We start from the raw sequence: 18,082 nt of genomic DNA on the forward strand, positions 1-18,082 counted from the left end.
CTTACTTAAGCTTGATCTTTAATGCCGCAGCAGGCTCAATGACCCTTAAGGACATCGGCACCTGCCATTTCTTACTGTGTACGTGCTCCTGGTATTCATCGATGTCCACATAGAGCTGGTCCTGTGGCGGGTTAGCGGTCGCTACGCGCCGGCTGAACACCAGATCATGGCTACTCACGGCCGCCTCTTGCGCAGCCGTCTGCCAATCAGCGATCGCTGCATCGATCCACCCGCGGATATCTTCGACGTTCTGCCCGGTGATGATGTTCCTCAATAGCGGGTCGCCCAACAGCGCCGAGCGTTGCGCACGATCACAGAAATGATCATATAGGTCCTCCTTTAGTTGCGCAAGCTCAGCCGTGGTGTAATTAAGGATGTTCCCTGCCGAACGTCGGCGCGCAAAATCATCCTGCCTATGTCTAATCATTGTCGCCAGGTAAAGGCTCAAATAACGCTCGACCGATTTTTTAGTGAACGGGGTGATCGATATCGGTTCCACATAGCTGTACATCTTCTCATGGAACTCGATGAACTTCTCATAATGGGAGACATCTCGCGCCCTGAACGGATGGTGTATCGTCACCACCAGACCCGCCTCATCTCTGGCAACACGGCTACTGGCCTGTATGTACTCAGCGATGTTCCTTGGCATCGAGTTCACGATCATCGTATTGAAACGGGACACGTCTATACCCACCGAGATCATGTTGGTGGCCACAACGAGATCAGGCGGCGCAAAGCCAGCCTGTAACTTTGGCCCATCCTCACGAACGACCATATGTGCGAACCGGGTTGGAGCTGACCAGCGTTCCCCGACCTTGCGCAACTCATTAGCGACCTCTTCACCCGACAAGCGGCCGGTTAGCTCAGCACTACGTATGGCATAGGTGTACAGCCCGTGCATCAAACGTCCCGGACGTACGGCCCGATTGAACACACGCCGCACCTCTTTGATCAAATAGGTCTGGACCTGCGATTCGGTCTTACCGACCTCTTTCAGGCTATTAAAATAGGAGATGATCGTATGGTAATAGTCCATTGCCGGCGCTACCGTTTCATATGCGAACGCGTCCAATGGACCGTTATTTCCAAGGCGTTCCAGTTCAAAGAGCGCCCGATGGGTCATAAAGATCGCCGCGATCCTCATCTGCATCCATATCTGGGTTCGGCCAGTTGGCAGTATCCCCAGATAACGGCGTTTGGAAAGGTACTCATCGGCCGAAGCACCACCACCGTAGTGCTCCCGCTTATAGAACGCAAAGAAGGAATCATCGCACTCAGGACCCGGTTGCGGGAATATAGAGACCTTGCGATCGAACAAGGCCATGATCTGCAAAGGGGTATTGCGCGTCGTCGCGGTCGAAGAAATCACCTTGGGGCGCGTACCATCACTTCGCGTGCAGAGCTGGTCTACCGCAGATTCGAACAGTGCGACCGCAGATCCTAAAGGCCCCAACAAAAGATGGAGCTCATCCTGTATGATCAGGTCAGGCGGTAGATAACCGTCCGCTGGTTTGCCTCGTTCCCAATCCCCGGTCCCAAAGATCCGCCTAGAGTCCTTATTCCGGTCAGTGGTCAGATCGGTCACCTTATGGGCCAACTGTGCGAACTTATCGACCGTTCCGAACACTAACGCAGGTGGATGCTGGTAGATGACCTCATCACAAAGCGCTACCGGAAGGCCGCCTTGGACCGTTTGCGCAAATGGATCGGGGAAAGAGAAGCAACAGCGTTCAGCTGCGCAGAACAAATGTATCCGATTATGATCGTAAGGTGCCGAAGCCGGGCCTTCTATTTGAGCGGACGGTGTCAGATCGGAACCGCACCATGGACACGATTGGAACGGCACGCGCGAAGCTTTCTTAGCGGCCAATTTATTGAACTCTTCCTGAAGGTCTGGCAGGCTGTTAGGCAAGGAACCATCGCCCACCCAAAGGCCGATATAGATCGGTTCCTGGCCGACCCTTACAGGGTCCCAACGACGCATCAATTCCAAGGCCATGATGACCAAGGTCGCCCGTTGGAACTGCTGCAATGTCAGGAGCCTTAAGGTGTAACGCATGATCGCCGCTGTCCCGCCGCCACTCGCACCGTACTTGCGGCGCCGGTACAGGATTGTCAATGAAATGATGCCCAGATACGCTTCCGTCTTACCGCCACCTGTCGGGAACCACACAAGGTCCACCTGTTCGTTCCTGATCGTCCAGGGCTGCCCGTCGGAAGGTTCGAAGACCCCATCCAGGTTCAACAAGATGAATGCCAGCTGGAACGCACGCCAAGCCGCGGTCCGACCGTTGATCGAAACATCGGCCGCTTCATAGAACGACCGATCGAAGCCTTCGAAATCGTCCGCCGAAAACACATCCTGCACCTGCTTGGCCTTTACATTGACACTGTGCCAGAGCTGCATGAACATACTACTGTTCATCAAACGAAGGTCCATCAGGTTATCTGCATTGGCCGCGCCCTCTAGCAATCCCGTGATATTGGCCAACATCCGCTGTTGATCGGCCTCACAACGGTCCAGTTGGACCGCAGCTATCCGCCCCTCGGGGCCGTCAACCGCCGCATAACGCTGCCTCTTCCTTATGATCCAGGTACCATAACTGGCCACGAACTCCTTCAGTCCAGAGAGCACCTCTTCGTCCGTTGTGTCAGAAAGATGGGACAACCACTTAAACTGCAGCGCGGTCGTATCGGTCAAGATATCCGCGGGAGCACCATCACCAGGGGTCTCCTTGTCTTTGGGGACCGTATCGATGTCCGGCGTATCACATGAAGGGATATACTCCGTTTCAATGCTTCGACCGTTCCGGGTCTCCCAGCGCACCGAACAGCCGTGACCTATACCATAGTCCTCATATTGCCGATAGATGGAGCGCGTAATATTGTCCTCATCATGGAGGTTCGCCTCCTCGCTCAGCTCAAAGGTATTGTAGGGTACTAACCGTTCATCGGTGATACTGATCTTCACACCAAAGAAAGTGCGTTCGTTGACCACTTCATTGAACGTGGAATAGTAACGCCCCCCGTTCGGCTGGAAATGTGTGCTCGTATTCAGGAGCTGCACTTTGAGGAACACCTTATCATCCGCGCGTCGCGAATCCTGGCTCAACTGTAGGTTGAGCGACAAGGAGGCCTGTGCATCTGGGGAAATATCATTCCTGAAGATATCCTTAAGGGAGGACTGGTAGTTCCGGCTAAGTTCATTACATGTGTAGATCATCTTACGTCCCACCACTTGTGGCACCGTGACAGGGAAAGGCACCAGCACATCGACCACTTGCGAACGCCAGATGCCATAGCCGCCATCGAACAGTTCCATAAGGTCATAGAGGTGATTGACACCGCATTCGATCTGCTCGATCTGTTGAGAGGCAGTGTAGATACGCGCGATCTGGTCCTGATCGGTCAGTTCGAACTTTAGCGCATAATAACAGCTTTGTTTGATCGCGCTCAAGGTTTGCCCCGGCGGCAGATTGTGACCGGCGGCACGCAGTTCGCCCGCGATCCGCTGCGCCTCAGTGTCACCGGCGTTACGCAGTTGACGACGTATATCCTTGGTCGGCAGACCACGTAGCGGATGATAGGTGATGATGACATTAGCTCCCTTGACGACCAGCCGGAAACGTTGCGCGAGCCCTAACTGTTCCAAGAAGCGGCCCAAGAACCCCGAGTCCAGTTCACAAAGAACACCATAATGACCGGCTTCCTCCTTTTTCGGATCGACCTTGATGTAATATCTCGCCTGCACCCGTATCCGTAGGTCATCGCTGCCTAACAGCCTGTCATCGAAACAGCAGGTCATTCCCATCATGTTCGGGAACATCTGATCGATCCTCGATCGATCATCGTCATCTTGCGGATCGACCGGCTGCCCCGCGACATCCTCATCATCTTCGGCATCCTGATCGTCCGATTGCGCCTGGGCTTGTTGGACCACAGAGGAATCATCGATCGGGAAAAGTATGCCAGTGCTATATATCGCACCGGGCACGATGTTCAGTAGCTCGCGCTCATTGCCGAGCCCCTGGAGCGCGGTCAACGGGCTAGCATCAGCTGGCACGTCGTCCACACATAGATAGCGGTACCCACTGGCACCTGGCCCTAAGGCCTGTTCGGTCAGGAACCGCTCCAGACCCTTTCTTTTTTCTTTGATCATCATTGGTTCAGGTTGATCTTTATAACGGGACTAAGCGCCAGTTGTGGCCGCAATAGCTCCACTAAGGTACTTAGTTCATCAACAGCTTTGTCAATTGCGATACCGTTCGATTCAAGATCATGGGAACGCAGATATCTTTGTTTCTCCTTGTTGAGCAGCGCTTGTACGTCCGCGCCATCATCGAAACACCCATCATTGATCAAATCACGCAGCAACACGTTCATCTGCCGGCTGGTCCGGATCTTTCGCAGCTTCTCCTGGTTATAGAGGTTCACCGCGATCCGCTGATAGCTGGCCGGAAGCTCCAAGTATGCACAAATGGTACGGAAGATCACCCGTCCACGGGGAAGCGAGCTGGCACTCTCTGGCGCCGCCCAGTTCTTCAGGAAATGCCCCTTGTCAACGATCTGTTTGCCAGCATCCTGCAATAAGGACGTCAACTCCCGGTAGACCACTCCCAAACCATTGGCCCCGACCCGGGCAGCCAATAGCTCCTTCCAAAGCCGCATGGCCGGCATATCCTCGGGCATATTGAACTTCTGCAGAATGACGCGAAGGTCCTCCGCCTGTTGGGCTGCATTGACCAACCGGCCGTAGATGTTGAAATCCACATATAGGTCTGTCAGACACTGCGCCAGGATCGGGTTTCGATCAAGGGCCGTTGCATCGATATCACCAATGCGTTTTACGCAGTGTCGGTCATCCTCCGCACCTTTGATCACGAACAGCTCCGAATAAGGGAACGTGCGTGTCCGATCACCGAGCTTGATACTGATGCTCTGTTGTGGCTGTTGCTCATACCAATCATCGAACTCGTAATAGCGGATAGCCTCCGCCGGCCGGGAAGCCCTGATCTGCTGATGGAGCAGCCCCCAATCGAAATGTTCCGACCGGATCGGATGCTCCAGGATGTTGGTCAGGTGCCGGTCAAGTTCATAACGGGCCTGCCGATGCCGTCGCCCGAAAAGTACGTTCAGGAACAACCCCACGAACTGTCTATCTCCATCGTCCTTCAGCTCCAGGACATTATAAGCGTAGGTATCCGGGATGGGCCCCAGGTCATAATAGTCCAAGAGCAGCGATCTACCCTCGATAATGCCATCGAACTGCCAACGGTCCAAGAACTTCTGTCTCCCGCTCAAACGGAGCGCATCTCGTAGCTGGCGGTTGAACGCTACATGGGTATTCGCCAATGGTGAGATCACCACCTGGTCACAGTCTTCGGCATAAAGGCGAAGCTGCTCAGGCCAGATCGAACCAATGCTCCAATCCAAGAACAATCCTAGCGCGGTAGACAAGATCTCCCGCTGTTCCTTCGATAAAGTGGTCATGGTCAGGTAGGCGTCCTCGCTCAGGAACTGTGAACGCGCCCCACCGAAGATATCGTTCAGTAAGATCGCTTTGAGCTTTGCATCGATCACCAGAGCATATAGGTCCAGGAACTTGGCACTCTTCAATTCCTCCACCCCTTCGAACTGGTCGATCAGCCCGATCACATCGTTCCAGACCTCCAGTTCATCCGGTCCGATCAGCTCTATAGGCACCGCTGCCGAGGTCCTACGACCCATCAGTGCAGCGATCTCGGTCGCCAGCACTGTATAAGCGCCGTACTTCGGATAGGGAACTGGAACATGGTATCGCTGTCTGGTCCGCTCCTGCAAGACCTTCAATCGAGAAAATGACAACGATCCTTCATTGACCGACAGTACGACCAGCGACCGGAACTGACAACCAGACTTGTTATTGACAAACTTAAAGTAGGTCGTATTGAACTTACCGAACTCGGTCCGGCCCTCTGCATCGAACAGATAGACATCTGTGATAGCCTTCAATGGAGATCCGCCAAGATGCTTTATGGCGGCAAGCCCTTCGAAACTACCTTTGTTCAAAAGCACATAGGACGTATCGTTCGCACTGAACTGTTCGACGGTCATCACATAGGGCAGATCGCCAGGATGTTCCTTGAACTTGTCCAGATCGCGTTTCAGTACATTTAGTAAGCTACGGGGCTGCATCGTTGCCTCTGGAAGGTCCCGCATCACTTGCTTCAGAAAGCTTTGTCGACGTTTCAGGAGGTACCTGGCCGCTTTAAGCTTCCTGAATTGAGCGCTCTTCCCGGACAGACTGCTGTTGGCACGCAGTTCCTTACCGATGGACTGCTGCAGGGCGATAACACGAGCGGCCAAGCCATCGGTCACCGCCTGGCCCTTATCTGCCGCTAACCCCTTGAAATGACAACGGATGATCAAAAGTTCCCCGATCAGCTGCAAGGAAGCATCGTCCATTCCTTCCAAATGTAGATGTTCAAAGTTGACCGCGTCGCCAATGCTAACGCACATGAGCTCTAACACCCGATCGATATAGATCAACAGCGCCCGCTGTTCCTGTTTGAGTGGATGGCGCAATGCCTCGAAGCGCGTTTCGAAACCATCAGCCGGCTCAGCAATGAACGCCGACAATCGATCTTGGATATGCTGGTCTATCCTCATGGTCAGCCAACGATCAATAGTTCAACGTTCAATATGGCCCGCGTCAAGCCGACATATAGTTCATAACGGTTCCGAGAGCTCGGTGGCGTCATCACCAGGATGACGTTCTGCTGCTCCAGTCCCTTATATTTGAGGATGGACGTATAACGTAAACGATTGCCCTTATCCTGTACGTTCTGTTCAGTAAGTTCTTCGACGTCCTTGATCGTCAGCCAAAAGCGCATACCCGGTCCGTCCTTATATTGTTCGTTCAATAAGGTTGATTCCATCAGGACGACACATTGGCGGCCGTTCAATGATGAGGCATTGTCGCGCATCGGGTTCAGCACTTGTCGAACGATATGGTCACGTACCGCAGCCAGCTGATCGAAGCAATGGACCTTGACACCGTACAGCTCCGCCATGAACGTTCGATCAAGCACGATGGCCGGTTCGTCCAATACCCGCGAAGCTAATCGCTGGATGTCAGGCCGCTGAGCGCTACGCCTGACCTGATGGAGCTTGAAATGCGCGAAATAATTGGATAAGAGGTCTGCGATCTCTAATAGGTCCTTCCCTTTGGTCGCATAGCTCTGATCGATATCATAGAGGATGAGGACATTACCGTTCTCCAGCCCATTGTTCCCGTAACCGCAAAGCTTATTTAGCAGCAGATCGATACCCCGATCGAAGATGTCCTGTCCTTCATCGACCACGATGTAATCATAGGACGGCAAGGCCCCGCGCGCTTCCGCTGACGCTAGCGCCTGGGACATCAGGGTATAGAAGTCCGCGGCGGTCGTGTTCAGCCAAGTGTCCAACGGCATCTCGGGTGCGATCTCTCTTAAGAATCGAATCAGCGTGTTCACCTGAGGCCCCTGGGCCCCTTTACGATCCTTCAGCAGATGAGCCGTTCGATGCATGAGCAGGTTGTTCCAGCAAAGGAACAGTCCCCGGTCGGCATGATGCTGATCGATGAACGCTTTGGCCAGCGTGGTCTTACCACTTCCTGGTGGACCCTCGATCATCACGCGTCGGTTCTTCTGAAGACCGTCCAGCACCTCCAGGTTCTCCACCTGGAGCCATTCCAGCGTGGTCGCATCGTAGAAACGGTTGGGATCGGCGATCAATGGACTGAGCACGCGCCTGATGGCCAAGAGCTCCTTTTCGTTCAAGAATGGATAATGACGATTGAAACGCGCGTGCAACATACGATCATGTTCAAACACTTGCAGGATGAACTTGGTCAATGAACCCTGGAACAAATTGGCCCGTCCCCGGGTCCATAATAGGGCGTTGTCATATATACGGGTCTCGAACGTGCTGTCCTCGTGCGGGAAGACCACCGCATAACAGAAGAGACATCTGCTCACATTGTTCAGCACTTTGTCCTTTAGGGTGAACTTATAACCTTCCGCCTGCTGGAACGGATCCTGCGGCAAAGGGTCGTTGGGCTGATGCCCATAATGAAAGGTATTGTCCTGCAAACAGATCGGCCCACCTTTTACTTCCAGAACGAGCACCCCATACTTGCAAACGATCAGGAAGTCCACCTGTGCGCTGATCTTCCGATAAGGGTTCACCAGCTCAGAATGGGCCGGCAGTTTGAGGTCATGCCAGACCCACCATTCGTCTTCTGATGCCGATAGTTCTCGGCTGAGCTGACGGTAAACGTCTATCTCCCCTTGCAAAGGACGCCCGTCTGAGTGACAGATGTACTTCTCAAGGAGTGCAAGCGGCTTATCAGGGAAGAACTTAACGGCCATATCATCTTTTATTAGCGATGGACGCGATCTTATTGACCGCATATAGCGCCAGTATCTGCCGCTTGGGTATCAACAGTTTCCTAAATATCACTTGATCGCCCTGGCCAACTAACTCTTGGTCCGGGTCGAAGCGCTCAGCAAGGCGAGCTACCTCTTCGATAAGTTCGGTCGGCTCCAAATAACCATCGAACGACCGCTGAGCCTCATACATGCTTTGAAGTGCACTTGCCGTAGCTATTCGTTCCGAAAATCCGTTATTAATGATCTGAAGGAACTCTTCACCATTAGGTAACTTTTTGATCATCGGTTCCATACTGTCAAAGAAACCATCTGGATATTCTACAGAAGGAAAGCCGTCTCCGTTGCCATATTGCACGGAGCTTAACCATTGTCCGTTTGAGGCGCCTGAAGTAGTGATATCATAGTTCGATAGAGTGATCGTAAGGTTCCCATTCTTAAAGGGATGACGTCGAAACCGCGATCCCTTATTGCGCGTCGGTTGCTCGTCGAAGATCTTTTCAATGTATGTGTTCAAATTGAGCACCCCTGTTAATATCCCTAGTGGTCTTATCTCAGGTTGTTCATTTATGGGACGCTGCAGGCCGTTTAGTAAGGTTGCTGCCAACGCTCTTCCTAATGCAGGACAAACAGCATTACCGACCAGTCGCCATTTAGCTCCTTCTGAGCCCAGGAACTGATAGCTGATCGGGAATCCCATAATGGAAGCCGCTTCCCTTACAGTAGGCGTTCGGTATTCTCCATCTCCTACGCGATCACGTTCAGAGCGATAGATAAGTGCTTCGCGTGAAGTACCGATCTTCGTAGCCGTGATCGTACGGCTCGGTCTAGAGCCATCCTCTGGGAAGGACATCGTTCCCATAAAGGGATGATTGACCTTCAGGTGCCGTGAGTTCAACCATTCGGTACGGTAAAGGCCTGTGTCATAGAAATGATCCGTCAGTTGAGATTGGGGTATTCGAACATGGGAGTAGTTCGGATCTCGGACAGCGACTTCACTACGTTCCATATCTGGCCTTGGTAGGACCGATCTGATGTCATCCAATGTTCTGTGTAAGGGAAGGAGCTCATCTTCTTTAATACTTCGGTGCGTCTTGTTAGGTACCACGAAGTGTCCAATATGAACGATCTCTCCGCACACTGCCCTTTTGCGAGATTGGGGTGAACCCATATCTGCAGAATTGATGATCACCATATTACCAGCGATTTGAACAGCTATCGCCGCAGGGTCTATGTCATGGGTTGATGCCCAATCTGACAGCCCCAATTTTTCAAAGGTATAGAACTCAGGCAAGTGGTGTGCGGAACGGGAAACGTTCTCCATGAACCATGCTTTCAAACAAGAATTGGGTTGATGCTTCTTCACAGCCACCACGCGGAGGAAGGTTTCGATGAGCGTCAATCCCAATGATTTGTCAGCTTTCCCAGAACGATTCGAACTGGAGAAGCTCACGCACGGTGGGCTACCTAAGATCACATCACTATCGGGAAGCGCGTTTATCTTAGCTATATCATCCTTTAGCTCTAAGACATCCATTACCCTACTATTAGTACCATGATTATGGTTGAAGGAATCGATCGCTGGACGCCAATTATCGATACCAAGTAGCACTTTGAACCCCTGTTGAGCAAAGCCTTCTGAAAAGCCACCTGCTCCACAAAAGAGGTCGATCAGAGTAAGCGGTTGAATAATAGGTGTATTGGTTAGGGTCATTTTAGTAAAAGGTCCTTGATCGTACGGACCACATCTTTCATATTAATCTTCAGTTGGCATTCCCAGATCGTGAGCACTTGCCAACCCATTTCCACTAATTGTTCTGTCTTCTCTCGATCTCTTTGTTGGTTCCGTTCGAACTTCTGAGACCAAAATGAAACATTGCTCTTAGGAAGCTTGGGACCACACAGCGGACAACGATGCCAAAAACACCCGTGTACGAAGATGGCGATCTTCTTTTTTCTAAAAGCGATATCAGGCCTACCTGGCACAGATCTAAGGTTTAATCGATAGCCACGTAAGCCCTCTGCGTAAAGGGCTTGGCGCAATAGAAGTTCTGGCATTGTGTCCTTAGCCTTGTTGCCACGCATGACCTTCGATGTAAATGCGTTGGTTGGAAGAGGGGCACGACCATCTCGTAGATAAGGTTTGTCCTCTATCGAGGCCATCACCTTATTCATGAGATTCGTTGATCGTCGCTGTTTCATCATGCCATTTTGCTGTTTGCCCCTCCCCGCTGGACCACCATGTTTGAGAATCACTACGACGGCCTGTTGTCCAGGCTTATTAAGTAATCTCCTTGGTATAAAGATAAGATCTTCTTTTGTCATGATAGTTCTTGGTTCAGGCAGTACTAATCGCCTAATATATGTATTATTTCTCACCATACGCAAGATCTTAAACAGTATTGTTTAACACATATATCTAAACTATATTTATACCTGCCATAAGAAAATAGGCCACCTAACTTTATAACTATGGGACAAAAAGATTGGTCTGACAAAGAAGTTGAGCAAATCGTCGTAGCCCCCGTTCTACATATTGGCAGACCCTTAAACATTTAATATCGCTATGGAAGAACCTTTCGAGCATACCTATCTGAACACATACTATTATAGTAACATCATTGATAATATATTAACGGGTGATATAGAGCTAATTGGATTCATCTCCGATTTCTTCAATGAGAACTATACTTATATCACACCATTCGAAAAGTTCAGCGTGCTGCATCAGTTCATCAGTTATAACATATTTCGTTTCCTACAAGAAGATATCGATAACTACGATCAAAAGGCATTTCGGGACTATGAGCTGGGTGGGAAACTACCTAAATTATATGTAGAGCAATTAGTAGAGGAATACGATCTGGGTTATGAGTTCGAACGACCGGAATCAGATGAAATCATCAGCTACAGTGATATAGAGGAATATCATAGTGATCTGGTGCTGACTGGGCATTTAGAAGAAATTTGTGAACGGATCGCACATGAAGTATTCTACCTGCTCTTCAATAATCGGAACCTGCTCGTTCGGTTCAACCATATTGTCGCTCAACATGTTTCAGAGATAACTATTGCTGTCCTGGAAGAAGACGAAGACTTGGAAGATCTTGCCGTATACTTACGCAAGGACGGTATATTACACCGCGTAGACATCCCAATGTGGTGCAAGAATGCAGTCTTCTTTCGAGAAAAAGGACGCTGTTGTCTATGCGGAAATGACCTTACAAAGATACTCAGGCCGGATGTCACTGCCCACTATGATCATATGGTTCCCTTAGCGCAAGGTGGCATCAACGATGTTTCCAATATTCAATTATTATGTTCAAGCTGTAACTTAAGTAAAGGAAAGAAAGATATCATCACATCAAATCAGTATTATAAATGGTATTGATGTGAGAAATGAAGGTTCAATAGGTCATTTCTTTCGAATCACCAAATGTATTAAAGAAGGGTCGCTCAATAACCGTTCTATCTTCGAATCCACGATATCGCGAACATCCTGCTTCACCTTTAGATAGTTCCTTTCCACGATACCGTTACTGATCGCCCTTACTTCAGGCAGCGGTCGATAGCCATCGATCTCCCTGTTAAGCGATTCATGGTCATTTACGATCTCACAATGAAATGCTTTCAGCTCGATCTTACAATCGGGATTATCGGCCACCAGACCTACAAACTCTCCAGAACTTAACGTCGATATGCGTGAGGCCGGAACCGCCGCCTCTAACTGTTTAGAATGGCTGATCGATGTATCACTACGGTTGATCGAAAGACTCTCGCGATCCTGCATGATACGATCGATCTTTTCCGATACGAACTTAGCAGTATCGCCTGACACCTGACCCACCGCCATATTACCCACAATGTTCATAATCACATCTGCCTGCTCCCTACCATAATCTTTATGAAGCTCGCTCGCATCCTGGATATCCAAACAGGTAGAGATCAAATTGGATCTCCCGGTACTAATCGTCGGGATGATGTCTGTCGTCAGGTTAGGAAATATGGCAACGACAAGTGTGTTGGGAACCGTTTATGAAACCTTATTGTGCAGCCCTGGAATGAATGAATCGGTGAAGATCGATGGCAAGATCAGCCGCAAGACATTTCTATTATTAAATAGCGTTATCGAAAATGCGCTAAGTAAAGATGGAAACGTCACCAGCGAACTATTGAAGCTGGTGCCAGCTGATGAGCAGCAAACTTTAAGAACTTTCGGAGAAGACTGCCTGAATAAAACCGGGCTGAAAGAACTGAGCGATAAAATGAAAAGCTTATCAGAAAAACAAGTTAGACAAAGCGGCCCGTCGATAAGGCCGCTTTTGCTTTTATTAAAATTAAAAGGTTAATTAGCATACCGTTAACCTTTATGATGTCACAGCCTCATCTTCACGAAATAATCGCTAGTATTCTGAAAGAAAGCGAACAACCGCTTACTACTACCGAGATCGCAGCAATTATTGCCAAACGTCGCCTGTGGCACCGGGAGTCGGATGGACAACTGCCCACTCCAGGACAAATCAGTGCACGGGTGAGTAACTACGATCATCTCTTTGAAAAAAAAGATGGACGTGTTGTTCTAAAGATTGAACCTAATGATGTAGACCGCATGTTTCGCTTAACCTGGAATACAACTGGCTGGCAGTTCCCTGTTAAACATAAATGGCGAAAGTCCAATCAGGGAAAATCTTCCATTGCTTTTGAAAATCAGTATGGTTTCGGCGGCGAGGAATGGCTGTTCAACCCCCGTTATCTGTTGGACGGTTATCAGTATGGATTCATCAGAGGAGCAAGCGATTTGGCAACCGAAGTAACCATTATTCCTAAAGTATGGCTATTCACCTTCAATCAGGACACGAGGGAACGCTTCATCGTCGGGCAAATCAATAACCTGGAAGTCATCAAAACTAACGCCGGCACTATGCGCATTGCTGAAAAACTTTACAAGCGTTATCAGGACGACATAACCTCGGAACTACGCGATGTTGATGCAGATGAAAATGGCTTAGCTTATGGGTTGACACCAAATGTCAGATTCCTTTTAACCGGGGAGGAGCTTTTTGAAGATATGCTGCCAGCTCCAGGACTTGATGGACAACAGTATAACCGTTTCTTACCTTACATCGTAGATGATGAACTACAGGTGCTCATCGATGGCATACAACCAGAAAAAGGCTTCACCTTCATTCACGGTGTGGCCCGTAATTCCAAACAATATGAGCGGGTGACCAGTCCTTCTATCAAAGTCATCAAAAGGATCCACAGCGATATTTCACTGGCCTTAGAGCAATATTTAAAACCAGAGTTTTCACGTGACAATAAAAATGTTTCTATTGAAAAAACGCGTTTTGGCGATAATATTGCTGACGCAGTACTCCTGCACCGGGCAAAAGAGATAACTATTCTTGAAATAAAAACTTCGGGACTGGCCAGAAAGAATATCCGGGAGGCCCTCGGCCAACTGGTTGACTATGGCTGCTGGTTCAGTAATCTTAAAATTAAAAAAATGATCATCGTCGCGCCATCACTTTTATCGGCACGGGAAACAGCTTACATTCAACGAATAAAAAGCATATTGAATATTCCAATTGGTTACTGGCAGTATTTGCCGAATGCAGCCAAAGGACAGCCGCAGTTCAAAGAAATCATTTAATATTATCACCTAATTATCTACAAATGCTGACACAACAAATAGCTGAGCGGGCCTTATATGAATCTTTGGCCGATCTGCAGCAAAAAAAAGGAAATCTGATTCTGCAGGACGTGGAAACCGAAACCATCAATGTAGGATGTTTGCTGCTGCTTGAACATTACAGGCAGCAAATATCCTCTCATCATAATATTAATCAACTGCAAAACTACGTAGATGCCAATATGCGCTTTTATGACAGTGCGCTGTGGTTCACAAATTATGCGGCACGTCTCTTCCCGCAGGACTACACGCAAAATCATGTTACAATAGCGGCATTCATGATCGTTCAAAACATCTCATGGGCCGGGATGTGGGATTTTTTAAGAGAATATTTTTTCAAAACACATGGCCGGGCGATAGATGATGTAGAATCTGATATCTGTGTTTTTGACTCGGTGAGACATGAAAGGTATGAGAATAATATAATGATCAACAATTCTGTAGCCGACCGCAAGGTAATCGTCAATTTCACCGACGAAAAAAAAAGAGCGATGATTAGTATCGAACCAACATTGTCCGCGAAAGGTGCCAGGTTATCGCGCCGCAATGGCAATCAGTTAGAGTACATCGGAGAAGATTCGGATTATGCTTTTCAGATCACGCTTAACCGGTTCGATCAGATAGAAAGATTTATATTAAAGATGCCTAACAGACAGTTGGAAATTATTTATTATGTCTGAAAACGCTATCAGTTCTGATGCTCATGCAGAGTACATCAAAACGTTTGAGCGGCTTCTCGGTAATGTTGCAGAGATTAAATCGCTGCTGCTTAATTATGAAGAAAAGGACAAGCATGTTAACGTCAGTGAACTTATCGGCATTTACGACGATATATTCAGAGATCAGGCACTTGGCCAGCATATCGATTATGAGATAAAGTTCGTCCCAAAGTCGACCTACGCTTATATCCCGGCAGAATTAAATGATGAGAATGCCTATTATCACCTCACGCTAAAGATTGCTTCTCCGGAATTTTCATGGCTGAATGAACTTTACGCAGGCAGAATTGAAGAGCTGCTGCAATATTTCAGGTTTCTATTTTCGACGATAGATTCAGTCTTTGTATTGCGCAACAAGAGCAAGCTGGCGCAGTTCCAGACTCTGACCGATGAAATCGCAGCTGATATTGCAGCGTTTGTCGAAAAAGTACTGGAGAATGATCGCAATCTCACTGATTTCCTGAAACAACAGGACATTGAAATTGAACTGTTACGAACGCAGCCGAAAGAGACGATCATTTATAAATCCGATGCAGAAGCTTTTAGTGTCATCATTAAGAAGAACGGCATTTATAAATTATATCATTTTACAGACAGCAGCAATATCGATTCCATCATAAAGCACGGCTATCTTTACTCCTGGAAATATTGTGAAGACAACGGAATCATGATTCCCGCACCTGGCGGTAATTTGCTATCCAGAGATCTTGATAGCCGAAAAAAACTTGAAAACTATGTCAGAGCATCATTTTGTAGTAAACATCCTATGTTAAACCGGGTAATTGGAGACGGGGTCGTAAAAGAACCAGTTTTTTTAGAAATTGATCCGGAAATAATTTATTGGAGCGGTACAAAATTCAGCAACATGAACGCCACACGAAAGGATGCAGTCATAGGTGATTCTATAGCAGATTTTGCAAGAATTAATTACGCACTAACTCAACGGAAACCTCAATTTGGCAATCGCACTCATTATGACGCATTTCAGGCAGAAGTACTCGTATTCGAAAAAATCCCGGTTGCTTATATTAAAAATCTGTAAATGATCTTTATCGAAAATAAACGTAAAAAGTCTGAAGGCCTGATCCGGAAATACCCGGAAGCAATTATTCTTGATTTTACATCTTCAGGCGGAGAAGAGTATAAGCAATTCAGCCCTTTTTATCCTCATGGTGATATTCCTGTTCCGTTTACTAACGGTTTTTTCGCAAAAAGTGTTGAAGGAGTATGGCAGGGTTTGAAGGTTTTTGAAGATCAGGATATTGATATCGCAAAGTTTGGTATAGATGACATGAAAAATATAAAACGCTCAGTCAGAAAAAACGGTCAGGTGCGCGGTCACCGGAAGGGCGTTTATGGATCAGAGCTGCTTAATTACCACGACGCCAGAAAAAAAATCTACCTGAAAACCTATGCCTGGGTATTAGATCATAAATTACAGTCCCTGCTGGTGAAATTGCTGCAACTGGCATTGGAAAGAGATTTGGTTTTTCTCGATTATGAAACAAACACCGACATCGAGAATTTAAAAAAACCATTGTCCCATGCCGGTTTGGTAAAAAAATATCTCGAAAAGAAAGCACCCGCTATTGCCTTAAAAAAGACGCAGCCTAACCTGCTATTCTGATTATTGCACCATGTTACCATCACCGAATGTTTTGATGACTAGGTTCGTGGCTTATTATGCCTGCACAAACCAGTCTTACCGTTACGCACAAACGCCCCGCTCTTCGCCGGTTTACGGTATACCGGCCCAATTACATACCAGTATTTCAGACAAATCACACTATCGGCCCTTCACTGGCCCAACTGTTCAATTATCATAACGAGCAAAGCGAAACCCTGCTAGCTTACAGCACCAGAGACCATTACTATCTCCAGTTCACCCAAAAGAAAACCGCCAAAACCCAGCACATGCCCATAAGCAATCAAGCGGTTGACCTCATGGGAGAAAACAACACACCCAGTACCCGCGTATTTCAGGGATTATATTACTGCCAGAGACGAGACTTCCTTATAGAATGGCCCAGCAATGCCGGTATCGCCAAACACCTTACCTTCACCTGTCTCCGTCATACCTATGCCACCCTTTAACTCAATAACGGCACCGACATTTACACCGTCTCCAAAATGCTAGGACACCGCCACGTGAAAACAACACAACGTTACACACGATTGCTTGAAGATAAAAAAAGAGAAACCATCCAACGTATCGTACTTGAACTATAGATTGGTTTAATATTGATAACAGGACTTCGGATTTATTTATACCTTATTTAAGCCTTTTGCTATGTCCTGTATAAATTTCGTCAATGGTCTTTTATGAATGTCTTCCGAATCTGCATAAGTCCCCAGCAGCACCCGATCGGAGAGGTTGCTCATGTTGAATAATTTGGGAAACTCCGTTAATAATGTCTGCTTGTAAGAATCATTGTAAATCCGGCTTCGTAGAATAACTTCTTCCACCACATCTTTTTGTGTATCATAAATGCCTTTAATGTCAAAGGTATCCGTTAAAGAACCGAGAACATACGTAGCATTGGGTTTATCAGGATCAGTGAAAATGATCTCAATATCGTTAATATCCAAACTCAATTCATATTTGGCCTGGCTGCCTGCTTTTAACGCAAAACTATAGACCGAAGTATTGGGCGTGGTCCCTTCATTGTATAACTTAAATTTTACCGGATTAGCCCTCTTAATGTTATTACAAGTCGCGCAAACAGGGTAAAGATTATAATAGGAAACACTGAAGCAGGGATATTCGCTTTTAGCCAGGTGATGATCAACTTGGAATTTTGCTGAAACAACAGCTGTGGCAGTTTTTTTTCTTTTATCATAGGATTCTGCGTCAACTGCTACGGTCAATTGAGCGTTACAATATACACAAGCCTTTAACCCTAAAGCTCTATAAAACCTGGCGTATAACTTTGACCTGTTATCGCTATAACCCATTTCTTTTAAAAGCCGCTCCCGGAATTTTTTATGTCGCTTGCTGCTTATAATGATTGGAGAGACAATTTTATCAAAGACCGGCATTAATTTCTCCAGTTCTGAAAACTTATTGATGATTATTTTATTCGCTGGCTTAATAATCTCTTGAATATATTTTTCGTGCCATTTTAACTTTACAACCGTTTTATCATTCAAAAGAGTGTTTAAGCGGCCAATCATATCCGCTTCCTGCGTATCGATCTCAGTTTTGAAACTCTTGGTAATAAGCTGTTCTAACTCCGCGCTGAAAATTGTGATCATAA

General features: G+C 47.6%; 14 protein-coding genes. 7 read left to right on the forward strand and 7 right to left on the reverse strand.

Annotation, left to right across the window (positions count from 1 at the left end):
• Position 1: 1 nt before the first annotated feature.
• From DEO27_RS03275 to DEO27_RS03295, 5 genes are read right to left on the reverse strand one after another with little or no spacing between them, the layout of a single operon-like run.
• Complete coding sequence (locus DEO27_RS03275; protein ID WP_112569693.1) at positions 2–4,165, reverse strand: helicase-related protein; 4,164 nt, start codon at positions 4,163–4,165, stop codon at positions 2–4.
• The gene (locus DEO27_RS03280) at positions 4,162–6,651 is read right to left on the reverse strand and encodes a hypothetical protein (RefSeq protein ID WP_112569695.1); all 2,490 of its coding nucleotides are present in this window, start codon (positions 6,649–6,651) and stop codon (positions 4,162–4,164) included. Before DEO27_RS03280 ends, DEO27_RS03275 begins: the two co-directional genes overlap by 4 nt.
• Positions 6,652–6,653: 2 nt before the next feature.
• Positions 6,654–8,396: a nuclease-related domain-containing DEAD/DEAH box helicase gene (locus DEO27_RS03285; protein WP_190295306.1), complete on the reverse strand. Its 1,743-nt coding sequence runs from the start codon at positions 8,394–8,396 to the stop codon at positions 6,654–6,656.
• Between the two features lies 1 nt (position 8,397).
• Complete coding sequence (locus DEO27_RS03290) at positions 8,398–10,128, reverse strand: DNA cytosine methyltransferase (protein WP_223818152.1); 1,731 nt, start codon at positions 10,126–10,128, stop codon at positions 8,398–8,400.
• Positions 10,125–10,739 (reverse strand): very short patch repair endonuclease, encoded by a 615-nt coding sequence (locus DEO27_RS03295; RefSeq protein ID WP_223818153.1) that lies wholly within the window; start codon positions 10,737–10,739, stop codon positions 10,125–10,127. The genes DEO27_RS03290 and DEO27_RS03295 overlap by 4 nt, the downstream gene beginning before the upstream one ends.
• Positions 10,740–10,980: 241 nt before the next feature.
• Between DEO27_RS03295 and DEO27_RS03300 the strand changes: the two genes are divergently transcribed.
• Positions 10,981–11,805 (forward strand): HNH endonuclease, encoded by an 825-nt coding sequence (locus tag DEO27_RS03300; RefSeq protein ID WP_112569701.1) that lies wholly within the window; start codon positions 10,981–10,983, stop codon positions 11,803–11,805.
• 24 nt (positions 11,806–11,829) lie between these two features.
• On the opposite strand, the gene DEO27_RS03305 is transcribed toward DEO27_RS03300, so the two are convergent.
• Positions 11,830–12,348, reverse strand: a complete 519-nt coding sequence (locus tag DEO27_RS03305) for a hypothetical protein (protein ID WP_410505360.1) — start codon at positions 12,346–12,348, stop codon at positions 11,830–11,832.
• A 16-nt stretch (positions 12,349–12,364) separates the two neighbouring features.
• On the opposite strand from DEO27_RS03305, the gene DEO27_RS03310 reads away from it, so the two are divergent.
• From DEO27_RS03310 to DEO27_RS03335, 6 genes are read left to right on the forward strand one after another with little or no spacing between them, the layout of a single operon-like run.
• Positions 12,365–12,763 (forward strand): hypothetical protein, encoded by a 399-nt coding sequence (locus DEO27_RS03310; protein WP_190295307.1) that lies wholly within the window; start codon positions 12,365–12,367, stop codon positions 12,761–12,763.
• A gap of 20 nt (positions 12,764–12,783) precedes the next feature.
• The gene (locus DEO27_RS03315) at positions 12,784–14,067 is read left to right on the forward strand and encodes a hypothetical protein (RefSeq protein WP_146750004.1); all 1,284 of its coding nucleotides are present in this window, start codon (positions 12,784–12,786) and stop codon (positions 14,065–14,067) included.
• Positions 14,068–14,090: 23 nt separating this feature from the next.
• Complete coding sequence (locus DEO27_RS03320) at positions 14,091–14,786, forward strand: hypothetical protein (protein ID WP_112569707.1); 696 nt, start codon at positions 14,091–14,093, stop codon at positions 14,784–14,786.
• Positions 14,779–15,867, forward strand: a complete 1,089-nt coding sequence (locus DEO27_RS03325; protein WP_112569709.1) for a DarT ssDNA thymidine ADP-ribosyltransferase family protein — start codon at positions 14,779–14,781, stop codon at positions 15,865–15,867. The genes DEO27_RS03320 and DEO27_RS03325 overlap by 8 nt, the downstream gene beginning before the upstream one ends.
• Positions 15,868–16,452, forward strand: coding sequence for a DUF6939 family protein (locus tag DEO27_RS03330; RefSeq protein WP_112569711.1), 585 nt, complete (start codon positions 15,868–15,870; stop codon positions 16,450–16,452).
• A gap of 56 nt (positions 16,453–16,508) precedes the next feature.
• Positions 16,509–16,919: a hypothetical protein gene (locus DEO27_RS03335; RefSeq protein ID WP_112569713.1), complete on the forward strand. Its 411-nt coding sequence runs from the start codon at positions 16,509–16,511 to the stop codon at positions 16,917–16,919.
• Positions 16,920–17,090: 171 nt separating this feature from the next.
• Here DEO27_RS03335 and DEO27_RS03345 read toward each other — a convergent pair whose 3' ends face one another.
• Positions 17,091–18,080, reverse strand: a complete 990-nt coding sequence (locus tag DEO27_RS03345) for a hypothetical protein (RefSeq protein ID WP_112569717.1) — start codon at positions 18,078–18,080, stop codon at positions 17,091–17,093.
• Positions 18,081–18,082: the final 2 nt, after the last annotated feature.

It is taken from the genome of Mucilaginibacter rubeus (genome assembly GCF_003286415.2).
In the GTDB taxonomy this organism is placed as follows: domain Bacteria; phylum Bacteroidota; class Bacteroidia; order Sphingobacteriales; family Sphingobacteriaceae; genus Mucilaginibacter; species Mucilaginibacter rubeus_A.

Coding starts and splice junctions, on each gene's coding strand:
- DEO27_RS03275 (WP_112569693.1), bottom strand. CDS start 4,165: ATGATGATCAAAGAAAAAAGAAAGGGTCTGGAGCGGTTCCTGACCGAA.
- DEO27_RS03280 (WP_112569695.1), bottom strand. CDS start 6,651: ATGAGGATAGACCAGCATATCCAAGATCGATTGTCGGCGTTCATTGCT.
- DEO27_RS03285 (WP_190295306.1), bottom strand. CDS start 8,396: ATGGCCGTTAAGTTCTTCCCTGATAAGCCGCTTGCACTCCTTGAGAAG.
- DEO27_RS03290 (WP_223818152.1), bottom strand. CDS start 10,128: ATGACCCTAACCAATACACCTATTATTCAACCGCTTACTCTGATCGAC.
- DEO27_RS03295 (WP_223818153.1), bottom strand. CDS start 10,739: ATGACAAAAGAAGATCTTATCTTTATACCAAGGAGATTACTTAATAAG.
- DEO27_RS03300 (WP_112569701.1), top strand. CDS start 10,981: ATGGAAGAACCTTTCGAGCATACCTATCTGAACACATACTATTATAGT.
- DEO27_RS03315 (WP_146750004.1), top strand. CDS start 12,784: ATGATGTCACAGCCTCATCTTCACGAAATAATCGCTAGTATTCTGAAA.
- DEO27_RS03320 (WP_112569707.1), top strand. CDS start 14,091: ATGCTGACACAACAAATAGCTGAGCGGGCCTTATATGAATCTTTGGCC.
- DEO27_RS03325 (WP_112569709.1), top strand. CDS start 14,779: ATGTCTGAAAACGCTATCAGTTCTGATGCTCATGCAGAGTACATCAAA.
- DEO27_RS03330 (WP_112569711.1), top strand. CDS start 15,868: ATGATCTTTATCGAAAATAAACGTAAAAAGTCTGAAGGCCTGATCCGG.
- DEO27_RS03335 (WP_112569713.1), top strand. CDS start 16,509: ATGCCTGCACAAACCAGTCTTACCGTTACGCACAAACGCCCCGCTCTT.
- DEO27_RS03345 (WP_112569717.1), bottom strand. CDS start 18,080: ATGATCACAATTTTCAGCGCGGAGTTAGAACAGCTTATTACCAAGAGT.